The 17,050-nt window shown below is 72.2% G+C and carries 12 protein-coding genes; 10 read left to right on the plus strand and 2 right to left on the minus strand.

The annotated features are described in order from the left end of the window. Position 1 precedes the first annotated feature (1 nt). The 6 genes from ACGFZQ_RS13105 to ACGFZQ_RS13130 all read left to right on the plus strand — a co-directional run bounded on the left by ACGFZQ_RS13105 (position 2) and on the right by ACGFZQ_RS13130 (position 8,167). The gene (locus ACGFZQ_RS13105; RefSeq protein ID WP_351737956.1) at positions 2 to 439 is read left to right on the plus strand and encodes a nuclear transport factor 2 family protein; all 438 of its coding nucleotides are present in this window, start codon (positions 2 to 4) and stop codon (positions 437 to 439) included. A 200-nt stretch (positions 440 to 639) separates the two neighbouring features. Next, entirely contained in the window at positions 640 to 3,249 is a 2,610-nt protein-coding gene (locus ACGFZQ_RS13110) for a hypothetical protein (protein ID WP_393840418.1), read from the plus strand. 113 nt (positions 3,250 to 3,362) lie between these two features. Next, positions 3,363 to 5,804, plus strand: coding sequence for a hypothetical protein (locus ACGFZQ_RS13115; protein ID WP_393840419.1), 2,442 nt, complete (start codon positions 3,363 to 3,365; stop codon positions 5,802 to 5,804). 205 nt (positions 5,805 to 6,009) lie between these two features. Continuing rightward, positions 6,010 to 6,333 carry a WXG100 family type VII secretion target gene (locus tag ACGFZQ_RS13120; RefSeq protein ID WP_351710677.1) on the plus strand — a complete coding sequence of 108 codons (324 nt, stop codon included), beginning with the start codon at positions 6,010 to 6,012 and terminating at the stop codon, positions 6,331 to 6,333. A gap of 65 nt (positions 6,334 to 6,398) precedes the next feature. Continuing rightward, entirely contained in the window at positions 6,399 to 6,722 is a 324-nt protein-coding gene (locus tag ACGFZQ_RS13125) for a WXG100 family type VII secretion target (protein ID WP_393840420.1), read from the plus strand. 50 nt (positions 6,723 to 6,772) lie between these two features. Then, the gene (locus ACGFZQ_RS13130; protein WP_393840421.1) at positions 6,773 to 8,167 is read left to right on the plus strand and encodes an EsaB/YukD family protein; all 1,395 of its coding nucleotides are present in this window, start codon (positions 6,773 to 6,775) and stop codon (positions 8,165 to 8,167) included. A 146-nt stretch (positions 8,168 to 8,313) separates the two neighbouring features. Here ACGFZQ_RS13130 and ACGFZQ_RS13135 read toward each other — a convergent pair whose 3' ends face one another. Further along, a complete protein-coding gene (locus ACGFZQ_RS13135; protein WP_393840422.1) occupies positions 8,314 to 9,012 on the minus strand; it encodes a response regulator transcription factor in 699 nt (232 codons plus the stop codon). Positions 9,013 to 9,270: 258 nt separating this feature from the next. Between ACGFZQ_RS13135 and ACGFZQ_RS13140 the strand changes: the two genes are divergently transcribed. Further along, a complete protein-coding gene (locus ACGFZQ_RS13140; protein ID WP_393840423.1) occupies positions 9,271 to 10,092 on the plus strand; it encodes a hypothetical protein in 822 nt (273 codons plus the stop codon). Beyond that, positions 10,089 to 12,806 carry a right-handed parallel beta-helix repeat-containing protein gene (locus ACGFZQ_RS13145; protein WP_393840424.1) on the plus strand — a complete coding sequence of 906 codons (2,718 nt, stop codon included), beginning with the start codon at positions 10,089 to 10,091 and terminating at the stop codon, positions 12,804 to 12,806. The genes ACGFZQ_RS13140 and ACGFZQ_RS13145 overlap by 4 nt, the downstream gene beginning before the upstream one ends. An 84-nt stretch (positions 12,807 to 12,890) precedes the next feature. Here the strand turns inward: ACGFZQ_RS13145 and ACGFZQ_RS13150 are convergent, their stop codons facing one another. Next, on the minus strand, positions 12,891 to 13,616 hold the full coding sequence (locus ACGFZQ_RS13150; protein WP_393840425.1) for a hypothetical protein: 726 nt from the start codon (positions 13,614 to 13,616) through the stop codon (positions 12,891 to 12,893). A gap of 197 nt (positions 13,617 to 13,813) precedes the next feature. Here ACGFZQ_RS13150 and ACGFZQ_RS13155 point away from each other — a divergent pair, with 197 nt between their 5' ends. Further along, positions 13,814 to 16,492, plus strand: coding sequence for a WXG100 family type VII secretion target (locus ACGFZQ_RS13155; RefSeq protein WP_393840426.1), 2,679 nt, complete (start codon positions 13,814 to 13,816; stop codon positions 16,490 to 16,492). A gap of 14 nt (positions 16,493 to 16,506) precedes the next feature. Next, complete coding sequence (locus ACGFZQ_RS13160) at positions 16,507 to 17,037, plus strand: WXG100 family type VII secretion target (protein WP_393840427.1); 531 nt, start codon at positions 16,507 to 16,509, stop codon at positions 17,035 to 17,037. Positions 17,038 to 17,050: the final 13 nt, after the last annotated feature.

Raw genomic sequence — 17,050 nt, forward strand, 5'->3', positions numbered from 1 at the left:
CATGAGCGACGACCGGAAACAGGTGCTCCAGGCCGCCGACGACCTCGTGGCCGCCTACGCCGAGGGACGCCTGAACGACTACTTCACGACCTTCGCCCCGGACGCGACCTTCGTCTTCCACACCGCCGAGCAGCGCATCGAGTCCGTCGCCGAGTACCGGCGGGTCATGGCGCGCTGGGTGCTGGAGGACGGATTCCGGGTGCTGAACTGCCTCTCCTACGACCGGATGGTCCAACTCTGGGGCGACACCGCGGTGTTCACCCACTCCGTCGAGACCCGGATCTCCACCGACGCCGGCGAGGAGACCCTCCACGAACGGGAGACCATCGTCTTCCGCCGGGAGGCCGACGGCCGCTGGCTCGGCGTGCACGAGCACCTGTCACCGGCCGCCGTCCCACCGCTCGGCCCGGACCGGCCGCTACCCGGCGATCCGGAGTAACCGCGAGCGGCGAACCGATCTTGCCGGTCATCCGTAGCTGTATGCGGAGGCGGCCGGGAACCCGCGCAGCCGGCCCGTCGCAGCGAGGACCGCCACCACGGCGGTCCCCGCAGGCGGGCGGCGGTGCACCGGAGGGACGGCAGGCCGCCCATGGACCTACGCCCGCGCTGGGCGGCATGCCGTCACGGAAGGAGCAGTTCATGTCCCGCTGGGGCACTCTCTTCACGCGCTTGGCACCGGCCCGGGGCCAGCAGCCCGGCGGCACGGCGGGAGAGCTCGACACGCCCGTCCTCGTCGACCGGTACGACGGGCTGACGCTGCTGCGCCCCACCGAACAAGCCGTCCCCGGCCCGGACGACGTGGCGGAACTCGCCCGGTCGCTGGGCGCCGAAGGGGGCCAGACCGTCGCCACCGTCGTGGTCGGCGTGGACGGTCCGGTGCCGCCCGCGCTGTGGACCCGGCTCGGCGACGTCCTCGACACGCTCCGGGAGGACGGTACGACCACCCTGCGCCTGGTCGTCTCGGGCGCGGGCAGCGGGGGCGCCGACCGGCCCGCGCTGGCCCAGCGGATCGCCGACGCCTGGGGGTTCGGCGTGATCGCCCCCGAGGGCAGCGCGCTGCTCGTCCCCGGCGGCACCCTCTTCGTCCCCGACCCCGCCGAGCCGTCCGGCGGCTGGCAGCTCTTCCAGCCCGGCACGGAGCCGACACCGCTCGGCGTCCGCCATCCGGCTCCCGGCTGGCAGACCGCCTTCGCGGCGCTGCCCGAACGCACCGCCGGCGGATACACGGTCCGCCCCGTCCCCGCCGGTGTCCTGCTCCAGCCCCCGGGGACCCCGCCGCCCGCCCCCGGCGCGCTGTGCCACGCGGTGCCCGTCGACACCGGCCACCCGACCGTGCTGGTCGGCGTGCCGGGCCCCGGCGGCGGCGCCCGGATCCCCGCCGACGACCTGGCCGCGCTGCTCGCCGCGCTGCCGGCCGCGGTGCGCGCGCGGATCCGCGTCGCACCCGGCGCCGAAGGCGACCTGCTGCCCGCCGCCCAGCAGGTCGCCGACGCGCTGGACGTCGAGGTGGAGGTGCTGACCGGCCCGCCCCTGGCGGCCCGGGCCGTGACACCGGACGCCGGCGCCGACGCCGTTCCCGGGTCGGTCCTCGTCGACGGCACGGGCCGGCCCACCTGGCGGCCTTACGTCGAGGCCGTGGTCTGCCGCCCCGCCGCGTCCGGCGGCGACGAGGCCCCCGGTCCCCGGCTGCTGCGCTGGCGCTCCCCGGTGCCCGACGCCCGGGAACAGGACGCCGGAGTGGTCCGGCTTTCGGAGCGGTGGCAGGTCGCCATGACCCGGTCCGGGCTCGCCCTCGGACCCGTCGGACAGCCCCTGCCGCTCGCCGACCGCCCCGTGCTCGCGGACCAACTCGCCGTCGAGATCGGCCCGTCGGACCAGCCGCTCGACGAGACCTGCTGGTCCGCCCTGTCGCACGTGCTCGACTACCTCGATCCCGAGGCACGCGAGTACGCCGTCCTGCACGCACCCGGCCGCTCGGCCGAGGAGAGCCGGATGCTGCGCAGGCTCGCCGTGCAGCACGGCGTCCGGATGCTGTGGCCGCCGACCGCCGGCGCCGACCCGGACGCCCTGCCCGAACCGGCCGCCGACGCGCAGGCGGCGAACGCGCAGGCCGCTGTCGCGTCCGCCGGGGAGGCACCCGCGCCGGACGGGTTCTCCCGCTACCGCGAGCGGATCGGCGGCATCGTGCAGGCCGCCAACGGAGGCCGGTACGACGACGCCACGACTCTCGCCACCGCGCTCGAACGCGAGGCGTTCACCGACCACGGCTCGGAGCACCCCACGTCCCTGCAGATCCGCCAGATCAGGGCGCACGTGATGCGGCTCGCCGGACACAACGCCCTCGCGGCGGACCTCTACCGGCGGGTGGCGTTCAGCCTGTTGGTGACCGCCGGCATGGACAGCGTGGACGCCGAGCAGGCCGCCGCCAACGCGGACGCCTGCTGGCGGGACACCGCCGACATCGCCCTCGCCCTGCGCATCGCGCCGTCGATCATCTCCCTGCGGCAGAAGGTGCCGGGCCCGAACGACCGATGGCTGCGCGCCGCGGAACGCTACCGGGAGCAGCTGGAGGCCGCGCACGCCACTCCGCCCGCCCCACACCTGCCGTCCGCCGTACCGGTCCCGGTGACGACCCCACCGGCGACCTACGACCACCACCTGACGCCTCCGGCGATCAGCGCGCATCGGCCGCCCGCGGCAGCCAGCGAGCAGGGGACCACCACGGCCGTCAGCGAGCCGCGAGCGACCGCGACTCCCGCCGAGCGGCGAACGTCGCAGGCTGCCGGCGGGGCGCGGTCGTCTTCGTCCGTCAGTGAGCCTCAGGCGGTCGCGGCCCCAGCGGAGTCGCGGACGCCTCCGGCCGGCGCTGAGTCGCGGTCGTCTTCGGCTGCCAGCGAGCCGCGGGCGCTTGCGGCTGCCGCTGAGTCGCGGTCGTCGCAGGCCGTCATCGAGGCGCGGAGGCCTCCGGTGGCTGCTGAGTCGCGGACGCACTCGGCCCTCGCGGAGTCGCGGATGCCCCCGGCCGTCGGCGAGGCTCGGATGCCTCCGGCGGCCGGCGATGTCACTGCCGCGGCCACCGGTGCTGCCCCGCGGGTGCGGCGGGTGGTTGCGCCGCGGGAGGTTGTTCCGGTGGTGGCGGCCAGGCAGGGGAGGAACACCGGTGTCCTGTCGCCGCAGTCGTCGGTCGTCGGCCGGGACGACGAGGCCGCGGTCGCCACCTCGTGCTCGGCCGTGGCGGGACGCTCCTGATGCGGAACGGACCAGGAACGGGTGCGTGGCGCCCCGGCGGGCGAGGTGGAAGCCCCCGACCGCGCGCCGGACGCCCGTACCGCGCCCCGATATCGACCCGAAAGTGAGCGGGGATGGCACAGGCAACCACCGGCGGGGCCACCGTGGGTGACCCGGCGGTACGCGTCGAGGAGCACGACCGCCTGCTGGTGCTGCGTTCCGGCACCCCCGCGCCGGCGGGCGATGCCTATGTCGACGATCTCGTGCGTGTGCTGCGCTGGGCCGGCGACCCCACGGTCACGCTGCTCTCCGACCCGGGGACCATGGCGCAGGCGGACTTCTGGCCCCGCCTGAGCGGACTGCTCGACTCGCTGCGCGCGTCCGGCCGTACCGCCGTACGCCTGGCGATGGCGGGCACGGGCGGGGAACGCCCGGGCCACCCGGCGTTGGCCCGGCAGATCGCCGACGGCTGGGGCGTCACCGTGGAGGCTCCCGCCGCCGCGGTGCACACCGTGCCCGGTGGCTCGCTGTACGCCCCCGGCGGCTGGCTGGGGTTCGCCCCCGGTGCCGCTTCCCCGGTGCCGATCGGCGCGCGCTGCCCGCGACCGGCGTGGGAGGTCGCGCTCGACGCGGTGCCCGGACGCACCGCGGGCGGGCACGTGACCGAGCGGATCCCCGCGGGCCTGTTGCTGCGGCCGGCACGGGCGCCCGGCACGGTTGTGGGCGATCTCTACCACACCGTTCCGCTCGACCCCCGCCGGCTCACCGTGGTGGTGGGCGGCCTGCCGGGAGACGAGGTGGCGGCGGACGACGTCGCCGGTCTGCTGTCCGTCCTGCCCGAACCGGTGCGCGACAGCGTGCGGTTGGCGCCCGGCGGCCCCGGTGATCTGCTGCCGCTCGCCCAGCACGTGGCCGACCGGCTCGGCGCTGCGGTGGTGGCCGCCACCGGGCTGCCGCTGCTCACCGACGGCCCGTCCGGAGGCACCCGCGGTGTCCGCTCCGTCGTGCTCGGGGCGGACGGCGCCCCAGGCTGGCTGCCGTTCGTCAACGCCGCCGAGTGCCACCCTGATCGCGAACCCCGGCTGCTGGGCTGTGCGGCACCCCTCCCCGGCGCGGACGGCACGCCGGACGGCGCGGTCCGGCTCACCGACCGCTGGTGGGTCACGGTGACCCGGGCGGGGCTGTGGGTCGGTGCGCACGGTGCCGTCCGCCCGGGGGCGGGGCTCGCGGTCGGCCCGGAGGGACCGGTCGTCGAGGCCGGTGTCCCGGGGGAGCGGCCGGACCACTCGCTGTGGCCCGCGCTGGACCGCCTGCTCGGCTCGCTGCCGACGCAGGTGTGCGCGAGCACCACGCTCCAGGTGTACGGCACCACCGCGGAGGATGCTCCCGCACTGCGCGAGCTGGCCACCCGCCACGGCGTGCGCACCGAGGCCCCGCCGGCCCCGGCACCGGCCGCGTCCGGCGGGGCCGAGGTGGTGCCGTACTCGCGCACCCCGGTCGCCGAAGTCACACCGGCGGCCGTGCCCCGCACCGCCGCCGATCCGGTCGCCGCGCCGGATCTCGCCGGAGCCTGGGAGCATCTGATCCGGGGACGGGAGGAGATCGCGGCCCCCCGGCGACCGCTGGTCCCCGACCCGCCCGCCGGGCCCGACCTCGACGAGGCGTGGGAGTACCTGAGCCGGCGGCCCACCCCGGCCGCCGCCTCCGCGGAGGGGCGGACACCCCGGCCGGGCCCGCCCCGCCCCGACGCCACCGAGCCGGTACGGCCGGCGCCCGCCCGGTCGTCCTTCCGCGCCGGTCACCGCAGCAGCCCCGCGGAGCACACGGCCCTGCGGCTGCTCGCCGGCCCGGCCTGGGAGCGGCACGCGCCCGCCGTCGCCCGCGCGCTCGGCAGGCTGCCGGCCATGGCCGACGCCGAACGGGAAGCCGCCGAAGCGGACCTGACGGCGCTTCGGCTCTACCTCGACGAGGCGGGCGGCCTGCTCGACCACCACGCGCTGGCCGCGGCCTGCCACGGCCGCGACGACCGGCTCCTGCCGTTCGCCGCCTGCCTGGTGTCGGCGCTGCGCCGGCTGCCGACGCACCGGGGCGCGGTCCTGCGCGGCGCGGGCTCCGCGCTGCCGCACGCGGAGGACCCGGAGAACGACCCGCTGCGTCCCGGCACCGTACTCCGGGACCGCGCCCCGCTCAGCGGCGTGCGCGCGGCCGGGGGAGCGGGCCGGCCGCCCGGCCCGCGGTACGCGATCTGGTCGGTGACCGGCCGGCTCGCCCGGCCGCTGTTCCACGCCCCCGACGGGCCCGAGGAGGTCCAGGAGGTGGTGTTCGCCCCCGGCACCCCGTTCATGATCCTCGACGTACGGCGCGCCGGGCCGTCCCCGGTCGTCCTGCTGCGCGAACTGCCCGCTTCGGGCGGTGCACCGGCGTCCGCACCGGGCCAGGACACGAACGCCGAACTGGGCGAGGCCGACCGCGCCGCGCTCGCCGGCCTGGACGAGGCGCTGCGTGGCCGGGGCGGCCAGACCGGCGGCGGAGGCTGGCCGGAGCGGTGCGCCGGCCCCGTGGGCGAGGGTCCCTGAACGCCCGCGCCTGGGCCGATATCTGACGTCATCTCAAGTTCCTTGCCAAGCAAGGGATTTCCGGCATGTCCGCCGTCGCACCGCCCCGGAACGGGACACCGTCCGCGGGGCGTCGGGGACACCGGAATGGGGATCTGTCGACCTCCCGCCGCCGCTGCGACGCTGAACTGGACCGGTATCAGGCCACCCGGAGAGGAGCAGTACGGTGACCGACTTCAAGGTGACACCGGAGCAGATTTCGCTGGCGGCGACGTCGTGCGACAGCACGGCCGCGGAGATCCAGGGGCAACTCTCGGACCTCAAGACCTACGTGGTCAACATGGAGGGCTGGTGGCAGGGCATCGCCCAGGACACCTTCCAGGCTCTCATGCAGGAGTACGACATCTACTCCCGCATGCTCCACGACGCGCTCACCGACATCGCCAGCGGGCTGCGCGGCAACTACGTCAACTACACCGACACCGAGCAGCAGAACATCACCTCGATCAACAACATCGAGGCCGGTCTGTCGAGCGCCAACCTCAGCTGACGCATCGTCAAACCAGCCTTTCCCGACCGTCCCACACGGCATCCGGAACCACCAGGGAGTGAATCATGGCAGGAAACGTCGACGGCGCGAACCTCATGGTCAAGGAGGAACTCGCAGGCTCGGGCGCGCACATCAACGGCGTCGCCCAGACCATCGCGGACGAGCTCCACGACCTCATCAACAAGCTCCAGCCGGTCCTCGCCGGCGGGGACTGGAACGGCGCCGCACAGCAGTACTTCGAGGGCCTGGAAGCGGAGTGGAACTACGCCGCCAACGGTCTCTTCGGCCCGGGCGGCGTGCTCGGCGAGATCGCCAACGCGATGCACGTCAACTGGAACAACTACTCCGAGGCCGAATGGGCCAACTCCCGTACCTGGCAGCACCGCTGACCGTCGCCCCGGCGGCGGAACACCCCTGCATCCCCTGAGGAATCGTCATCGTGGATGAGCACTGCCGTATCACCGTCGTCGGCGAGCGCCGGAAGGTGGACCTCGCGGTCCCGGCCGGCGCCCCGATCGTGAGCTATGCCGACACCCTCGCGCGCCTGTGCGAGCAGCGGGAGTCCGACATCATGCCGGCGGCCTGGACCCTGGGCGCGGCGACCGGGAGTGCCTTCGCCCCGGAGTGGTCGCTCTCGGAACTGGGCGTCACCGACGGGCAGGTCCTCTACCTGCGTGATGCCACCGCCGACGAGCTGGACGACCCGATCGTGCACGACGTCGCCGAGCGGGTCGCCGAGGTCTCCGAGGGCGCCCTGGACCGCCGGTGGGACGCCCGCTCCCGCACGTACACCCTGACCGCGCTCGCCCTGGGCTGGCTCGTCGCCACCCTGTTCGTGCTCGCCGCCCGGCACCGCCCGGGCACGGGCGTCCTGCTCGACCTCGCGCTCGCCGCGGGGCTCGCCCTGCCCGTGCTGGCGTGGGTTGCGATGGAGCGCGGCTGGTCCGTCCCGGCGGCCCTGCGGATGACGATGGCCCTGTGCGCGGTGCCCGCGCTGGCCCTGTGCGCCTGGTCCGCCGCCCTGGGCTACGGCACCGAACAGCTCGGTGTGGAAGGCGTCATGACCAGGACTGGGCTGGCCGTGGCGGCCCTGGCCTTCGGCGCGCTGCTCGGTGCCTTCCTCGCCGCCGTGGCGGCGCCGGCGGTGACCACCTCGGCCACCCTGTTCACGGCCGCCGTCGCGGCGGTGCTCGGCATCGGCCTCGCGGCGCTGCGGGCCAGCGGGATGCAGACGGCCTGCGTGGTCGCCGTGGTCGCGTTCGCCCTGCTCACCGTCGTGCCCTCGGCCGTCAGCGGCACGGTGGCCTTCACCTGGCGGCGGGTCAGGATGCGGGTGCAGGAGGAACCCCGCGACGACGAGGTCGCCCACGCCGTACGCGCCGCGACCGTCCTGCTGGCGACCTGGAGCGGCGTCCTGAGCCTGGTCCTCGGCGGCGGCCTTGTGGTCATGGCGGCTTCCGGCTCCCCGTACGCCAACCTCGCGGCCGGTCTGCTGGGGCTCGCGGCCCTGCTGCGCGCCGGGTCGGCCCGGCTGGTCGCCGAGGTGGTGCCGCTGCTGGTGGCCGGTACGGCCGGGCTGTTCACCCTGCTGATCACCGGCCCCGAGCGCTTCGGCTCGGGGAGCTGGCTGGGGCCCGTGTGCAGCGCCCTGACCGCGGCCGTGCTCCTGGTCTACGGATTCCGGCGCATGATGCGCCGCCCGGACCTGCCGGCGATGGCACGGCCCCGGTGGCTGGCCGGCTTCGGCTCGGTACTGGCCGGCGGCAGTGTCGCCCTGGCGGTGGCGACGTTCGGCGCGTTCGGTGCCATCGTCAGCCTGGGACACCACATCTGACGGCTCGTCGACATATGCACGGCCGTACGACCGTACGACTGTGACCGCCGACCCGCACAAGGCTGTGCGGGTCGGCGGTCACGACGGGGCTTCACAACGCGGGGCTTTGCGACGGGGGTTCACGACGGGAAGGACGCGGTGCGATGTCAGGCGGCGGAGGAGTACCCGGCGGGGGAGAAGCCGCCGGCGAGCGCGGGGCTGCGGAACTCGTCCTCCTGGAGCAGGCCGAGTTCGATCGCCTTCCGGGTCAGGTCCGCCTTGTTGCGGACGTTCAGCTTGTTCCTGATCCGCTTCACGTAGGTGCTGACCGTGGCCTCCGTCAGCCCCATCCGCCGGGCGATCTGACCATGCGTCAACCCTGTGGCCAGCAGCCGCAACGCCTCCCGCTCCCGGTGGGCGAGGGCCGGGGCGGGGATGCCGGCGGGCTGCCGCAGCTCGTGGTGGAGCCGGGTGGCGAGGCCGGGCGCGATGTGCAGACCGCCCAGCGCGACCGTCTCCACCGCGCGCAGCAACTCCTGCTCTCCCGCCTGCTTGCCGACACAGCCGTAGGCTCCGGCGCGCAGCGCGTCGGTCACCGGCTGCCAGCCTGCGAAGTCGGCGACCACCAGCACCCGTCCGCACTGCGTGAGGGCGGCGACGGTCTTGGCGAGCGACGGTCCGGGCTGTGGCGGAGCGCCGTAGACGACGACGTCCAGGCACTGTGCGTCGGTTTCCGGCAGCTCCGCGGGGTCCGCGGCCAGCGCCACCACCCGCAGCAGCGCGCTGCCGGAGAGCAGGGTCTCCAGACCCAGGCGCACCAGGCTGTGCTGCTCGACAACGGCGATCTGAGAAATCTGGGGGGACATTGCGCTCCTGCCATTGTCAGGTTCGGTGAGTTCCTGAGTAGGAACGTAGCCGCCGCGTCAGCACCCATCCCCGCTCCGGGCGCCGTGAGAGAAAACACGTGAACCTGCCCGTGACCTCGTACGTAACTCAAGTTGGGTGCCCTGCGGCCGAGTAGCCCACCGGTGCGCCCGTACCGCGGCCATTGATCCGGCCGTCCCTTTCCCTTTGGCTTTCCCAGGATTATTCAGACACTCAACATTTGAGGGGTGCTTTCCCGCATGATTGATGAGGACTGGCGAGAGTTCTCCTCCGCATTCGCCGAATCCGTACGGCCGGAGGACCCGCGAGGCCGGACCGGCAAGCGCATGCTCGTGGTGAGCGTCTCCACGCTCCTCGCCGTCGCCCTCGGCGCGCTGGTGTACGGCGCGCTCGGCGGCCCGGCCTTCGCTCTGCCCAGTGAGGTCAAGCCCATCGTCCCCAGCCCGGACGCCACGCCTTACCAGGCCGGCGGACAGAGCTCGGGACAGACCTGGAAGGCCATCGCCGGCCCCGACTGCGCGGCGAGCAGCGACGGTTCGACCAGCTTCGCCGCCTACGGCTACTCCACCGGGACCGACGCGGACGGCACCACCGCCTGGACCCAGTCGGACAGCGGTGGTTACACCGGCGAGGCCTGCACCGGCGGCTACCTCTCCATGCCGGTCTCCGGCAAGGCGAGCGCCTTCGACGCGAGTCGGTACGGCCTGTGGAAGTACGACTTCAGCTCCCGCTTCACCATCGCGTCCTGCCGGATCTCCAGCTTCGTGCCCACCAACTCCTCCCGCACCCTGGTCGGCGGCTCGCCCGCGTACTTCTACTACTACGGCGACGACTACGCCGCCGGCGCCGAGGCGGACAAGCAGCCCAAGGCGCTCGGCGGTTTCATGGTCGACCAGGTCGGCAAGAAGCAGCAGGGCCGGTGGTTCACCTCCCCCTCGTTCACCGTCCGGACCGGCCGGGTGACCGTCAAGCTCGTGGACGCCGGGGCCGAGCGCGGTGACGCGGCCGAGGGCGTCCATGTCGCCGCCGCGCAGGTGCGGCTCACCTGCACCTCGACATGACGGCCGGGCTGCGCGTCGCCCCCCGCGGCTGGGGCACGTACAAGACCATCGTCGCCGCCGTCCGCGAAGCCCCCGACGGGGCCGTGATCTCCGTCCAGCCCGGCACCTACACCGAGAGCGTCGTCCTGGACCGCGACATCACGCTCGCCGCGGAGAAGGGCCGCGGCACGGTGAAGATCGTCGCCGGTGCCCACGGCCCGGCCCTCACCGTGCAGAGCCCCGGCGGCCGGGTGCAGGGCCTGGTCCTCGAAGGACGCGGCAAGGAACCCGCCGTCCTCGTCACCGCCGGCGCGGTGAAGATCTCCGGCTGCGAGATCACCGGCGCCGGCGCCCGGGTCACCGGCACCGCCACCCCCGTCTTCCGGGACTGCGAACTCCACCACACCGGCGACATCGGCCTCTGTCTCGCCGGTGACAGCCGGGCCGTGGTCGAGAACACCGGCATCAGCGACGTGGACGCCGTCGGCATCCTGGTGGACCACGGCGCGGCCCCCACCCTCACCCGGGTCTCGGTGACCCGCACCGGCGGCCACGGCATCCGGATCACCGGCTCGGCCCGCGCCTCCCTTGAACTGTGCTCCGTGACCCACACCGGGGCGGCCGCCGTCGCCGTGGACGACAGCGCCCGGCCCGTGCTGCGCACCTGCCGGATCGGGGACAGCGAGGCCGGGGGAATCGTCATCACCGGCGACGCCGGGGCCGACACCGCCCCCGACGACGACACGACCGGTGAAGCGCCGTCCGCCGGCGGCGAGTTCGGGGTCGCCCTGCGCGGCTGCGAGATCGCCCGCACCGGCCGGGACGCGGTGCATGTCACCGGCCGCGCGGTCGCCTCCCTCATCGACTGCCGGATCAGCGACATCCGGGCGGCCGGCGTCGTCGCCACCGGCGCCGGCCGGCTGCGGCTGCACGACACCACCACCACCGACACCACCGGCTCCGGCCTCGCCGCCGGCGGCGAGGCACAGGTGGAGGTACGCGGCGGAGCCTTCACCCGCTCCGGCGCCAACGGCGTCTACGCCTCCGACACCGCACACCTCACCCTCACCGACTGCGCCGTCACCGTCTCCGCCTACACCGGTGTCCACGCCGGCGACGGCAGCCGGGTGACCCTCCACGACAGCCGCGTCCAGGGCACCCCGGAACACGGGCTGCGCAGCGTGGACCAGGCCCTGCTGACCCTCACCGACACCAAGATCGACGACACCGGGCTGTGCGGCATCGAGGTGGACGGCGGCGACCTGTCCGCCCGCGGCTGCCGGATCACCAAGGCCGCCACCGGCATCGGCCTGCGCACCGAGCGCCGTCCCCTCATCGACGACTGCTCCGTCAGCTCCTGCTCCGGCGTCGGCATCGACATCGGCGCCGGCACCGCCGCGCTCGTCGTCGACACCCGCGTCACCGGCACCGGGGCGGCCGGGGTCTTCGTCCGCGAGGGCTCCGGCGCCTGGCTGACCGACTGCTCCATCACCGACACCAAGGGCACCGGCCTCGTCGTCCAGGCGAAGGCCACGCCCCGGGTCCGCGGCACCACCGTCACCGGCACCGCGAAGAACGGCCTCTACATCGCCGACAACGCAGCCGGCCGCTTCGAGGACTGCGACATCAGCGCCACCGGCTTCCCCGCCGTCTACGTCGGCAGCGCGGCGACGCCCCTGCTGCGCGGCTGCCGTATCCACGACACCGACGAGGACCTCAAGCTCGCCGACGGCGCCGAACCGGTGATGGAGCGATGCCGGGTCGACGACGTGAAGATCAGCACGATGCCGGAAGAGGCGCTCGGCGGCGAACCGCTGCCCGCTCCGGGCGCCGGGGCGCTCGCGGTGGCACCCGGCGGGCGGGCCGGCGGCCCCGCGACACCGGACGCCAAGAGCACCGGAACCCGGCAGACCCGCGCCGAGAGACTCTCCGAGGTGCTGGCCGAACTCGACGATCTGATCGGCCTGGAGAGCGTCAAACAGGACGTCAGCACCATGGTCAAGGTCATGCAGCTGGTCCGCCAGCGCACCGAAGCGGGCCTCGCCGCCCCGCCGCTCAGCCGCCACCTGGTCTTCGCCGGCAACCCCGGCACCGGCAAGACGACGGTGGCGCGCCTGTACGGCCGTATCCTCGCCGCCCTCGGCCTGCTCTCCCGCGGCCACCTCGTCGAGGCCGACCGCGGATCCCTGGTCGGCGAGTACGTCGGCCACACCGCGCCCAAGACCACCGCCGTCTTCAAACGTGCCCTCGGCGGCGTCCTGTTCATCGACGAGGCGTACGCCCTCACCCCCGCCGGGCAGGGCAACGACTACGGCCGAGAAGCCATCGCCACCCTGGTCAAACTCATGGAGGACCACCGCGACGACGTCGTCGTCATCGTGGCCGGCTACCCCGAGGAGATGGAACGCTTCGTCGACATCAACCCGGGCCTGGCCTCCCGTTTCACCCGCACCCTGATGTTCGACGACTACGGCAGCGAGGAACTGGGCCGAATCGTCGAGTTCCACGCGGCCAAGCACGAGTACGAGCTGCCGGACGACACCCGCGAGGCCCTGCTCGGCTACTTCGGCGACCTGGTCCGCGACGACCGTTTCGGTAACGGCCGTACCGCCCGCCAGATCTTCCAGCGCATGACGGAACGGCACGCGCAGCGGGTCGTGGAACTGGTGGAGCCGACGACGGACGACCTGGTGACCCTGCTCCCCGGCGATCTGCCGCCCGTCGCCGTCGAGTGAGGGCGGCGTGGACGACATGGCGAACGGCGCTCGGCCGGGAAGTGGCCGGGCGCCGTTCGGCGTGCGCGGAATCCGCTATACCGCCTATATCGCCGAGTTCGACTCCACGTCGCTTATCTGCACCGCCGGCTGGGCACGCGGGCCCAAGTCCGGCATGGCCGACTCCGAGTCCGTCTCGGCGTAGGTCTGGCCGGCGTTGTTGAGCAGCGCCGTGAAGGTGCCCATCAGTTCGATGCCGCCCGCGCCGTCCTGCATGACCTTTGAAAGCTGCGGGTTGATCGCCTCGGCGAACTGGGCTCCGCTCTCGGCGAGTTCGTCCGGGACCCAGCTCGCCGTCCGACCGGCGCCCACCACCTGACCGTTTTTCTGGCCGAACAGATTGGTGTCGTCGATGGCACCCTGCACCTTGGCCCGCAAGGTCTCATACGCGCTCGACGCATTCGCGACGGCGTCGAGGAAGGTCTGCTCCGCCGCCCGCAGCGCGCCGAGGTCGATCGAGAAGGCGCTGCTGTCCGGAAGGGTGGGCATGGCGCTGCCCGACCCGCCTCCCGGCACGGTGGGCACCAGGTCGGGGGACGTGGTGTAGGCCATGCTCAGCTTCGGCATGGTCACCATCTCGTCCGGCGGCTCGTCGTCGTCCGAGTCGTCGGTCGGGTTGGTGGTCGCCGTGACCCCGTAGATCTCGGAGTAGGTCTCGGCCGCGTCCTCCTGGTCGTCGTGATCGCTCGCGTCCGGGTCTACGTTCGGTACCCAGGGGTCGCTCTGGTATTGCGATGCGTGAGGGCTCACGTCGCTGTCGCTGTCGCCCATGGGACACCCCGCTTTCTTCGGTCATCGGCCTGCTGATTGACCTATCCATGGTGCCGGGATATCGACCGTCGCTCGACGTCCCCATTCCAGGACGTCCGTACGTCAGTAACAAGGATCTACGCAGTCTCCGACCATTCCACGACCCTTAGCGTGCGGACACATATGAAGTCGCCGGCGGGGAGAGGAGACGGGGCGAGATGACGAACGCGCACACCGACGGCGAGGCGTTGATTCCCCTGGACCGGGGGCTTTTCGAACCCGCGGCGGCTTCGACCGCCCAGGACGACGCGCAATCCGCGGATACGCCGGATACGCAGAGCTCCGCCCTGGCGGAACCAGTGGCCGACGGACACGGCTCCTTTCCCGACGGGGCCGATCACTCGCCTGACGGCGGACCGCTGACGCACCTGGACAGCTCGTTCTTCTCCCGGGCGACGAGCGAGTCCGACACGCCGGCCCACACCGACCACCACGGCCATCCGCCGACGGATCATCCGGACACCGGTGACACGGTGGGAGTCCGCGACAACACACCGCCCGATTACGGGACTTCACAGACGGAGCCGACGGCAGTCACGCCGGCGGGCGACACTCATTCGTCACCGTCCACATCCACATCGGCGTCACCGGAAACGGACGCGACGACGACCACGACGGACACCCGCGACCCAGATCCCGGGCAGACCACGTCGGACGGCCCGTCCCTCACCGAACGCACCGTCGACGGCGAACATCTGCTGGGCTCCGAGACCCAGGACGGCGGCTGGATCTCCCAGGACGGGACGGTCTACATTTCGAGCGACGGCACGGTCGAGCACGGCCTGACGGCACCGGACGGCGCGTTCCTGGCAAACGGCGAAGTTCTGCAGATCGACGGCCACTCGGTTTACGGGACCCGTCTGGATGATGGGTCGTTCCTGTCCGAAGACGGAAAGACGATGGTCACGGCCGGTGGTGTGGTCGAGCATGGGCAGACCACGTCGGACGGGCAGTTCGTTACGGAGCGGTCGGTTGAGGGTCAGGGTCTGTGGGGTTCGGACACGCAGGATGGCGGGTGGATTTCGCAGGACGGGACGGTCTATGTCTCGGCGGACGGTGATGTCGAGCATGGTCTGACGGCGCCTGATGGTGCGTTCTTGGCCAATGGTGAGGTGCGCACCATTGATGGTGCGGAGGTTTATGGGACGCGTTTGGATGATGGGTCGTTCCTGTCCGAGGACGGGACGACGATGGTCACGTCCGGTGGTGTGGTCGAGCATGGGCAGACCACGTCGGACGGGCAGTTCGTTACGGAGCGGTCGGTTGAGGGTCAGGATCTGTGGGGTTCGGACACGCAGGATCGCGGCTGGATTTCGCAGGACGGGACGGTCTATGTCTCCAGCGAAGGCGAGGTCACGCACGGGCTGACCGCGCCGGACGGGGCCTTCCTGGCGAATGGTGAAGTTCAGCAGATCGACGGTCAGACCGTTTATGGGACGCAGTTGGATGATGGGTCGTTTCTGTCTGAGGACGGGACGACGATGGTCACCGCCGATGGTGTGGTCGAGCATGGGGAGACCTCGTCCGATGGGCAGTTTCTGACCGAGCGCACTGTCGGCGGTCAGACTCTGCTGGGCTCGGACACCCAGGACGGCGGGTGGATTTCCGAGGACGGGACCGTCTACGTCGCGGCGGACGGTCAGGTCGAGTACGGGCAGACCTCGTCGGACGGATCGTTCGTGGCGAACGGCGACGCGTCGGGCGGGGACGGCACGACGACGGTCGCGGACGACGGTACGACCACGGTCGTGGACGATGCCGCCGCCGACGACGGCACGACGACGTCCGACGGGACCGAGGAGACCACCTCGGGCGAGTCCGAGGAGTCGACGTCGGAGGACACTTCGTCCCTGACCTCGCGGACCGTCGGCGGGCACACGCTGCTCGGGACCGCCACCCAGGACGGCGGGTGGATCTCCCAGGACGGCACCGTCTATGTCTCCCCCACGGGTGAGGCCGAGTACGGGCTGACCGCGCCCGACGGTACGTTCGTGCCGAACGGCCAGGTGCGGACCGTCAACGGCCAGCAGGTGTACGGAAGCGTGCTGAGCGACGGAACGTGGGTCTCGCAGGACGGAACCGTCGAGATCCAGCCCGACGGCACGGTCCTCAACGGACAGACCACGGCGGACGGGCAGTTCCTCACCTCGCAGACCGTCGACGGCCAGACGCTGATGGGGACCGCCACCCAGGACGGCGGCTGGATCTCCCAGGACGGGACTGTCTATGTCTCCGCCGACGGCGAGGTCGAGCACGGCATCAGCAGCCCGGACGGCAGTTTCCTGAAGGACGGGGTGACCAAGACCCTGCCCGACGGCACGGTGCTCTACGGCTATATGTCCGGCGGTGATTTCTACTCCTCCGACGGGACGACCGTCGTCCTGGCGGACGGCACCGTACTCACCGGCACTCTCGACACCCAGACCGGCCTCTTCACCGGCTCCGACGGTTCCACCTACATGGTCACCGACAACGGAATCGAAGGCGCCACCCAGCAGAGCGACGGCTCCTATCTGCTCGCCGACGGCTCGACGGTGATGACTCCCGCAGCCTGGGCGGTCGACATCGCCCAGTTGGGAGAGGCCATCACCCTGGTCCGGAACCGGGCCGATGTGATCGAGGACAACATCAACACCATCCAGGATCAGTACCGCGTCATCGAAGACGCCTGGAAAGGCCCCGCCGGCACCACGTTCAGCGATGTCTCCACCGAGGTCAACAAAACCATGAGAGACCTCCAGGACCTCCTCACCGACATGATCGAACGCATGATGACCAGCAAGGCGAACTACATCTCCGCCGAGACCGCCAACATCGCCAATTCGCAGGGCTCCTGAGGAGGCATCAGGCCATGTCAGCCATTCCCCGTGACTACAACGCCGTCACGCTCTCGGTGGATCCGAACAGTCTCAACGCGGCTTGCGAGCAAGTGAACTCGGCGGCCCAGAACATCAGTTACGCACTCACCGACATCATGGATTCCCTCGGCGAACTGCGGCTCTCGTGGACCGGCGACGCCGCGGACATCGCCGACGACTTCAACGCCCGCTGGACGGCGGTGACACAGCAGTTCTACGGCACGCAGGAGGCCGAGGACCGTAACAACGCCACCGACGGGGCGTACTACGAAAGCGTCCCGGCGGCCCAGGGCATCATCAACGTCCTGACCGGAGGCATCGCCAAGGCCGCGCAGAACTACGCCAACTGCGAGGGCGCCGTAAAGGCGATGTTCCAGCAGTTCCACACCCAGATCCTGCAGGCCAACAGTCCGGAATGGCAGGCCGCGCACCCCTCGGGCCCGCCCTCCGACACGGTGGACCAGCCGAGCGGCACGCCGAACGAGAACTACCACACCACCGCGGTCAACGAAACCGGATTCTGAGGTAGCCCCGACC

The sequence above is a fragment of the Streptomyces sp. NPDC048254 genome (assembly GCF_043201895.1).
In the GTDB taxonomy this organism is placed as follows: domain Bacteria; phylum Actinomycetota; class Actinomycetes; order Streptomycetales; family Streptomycetaceae; genus Streptomyces.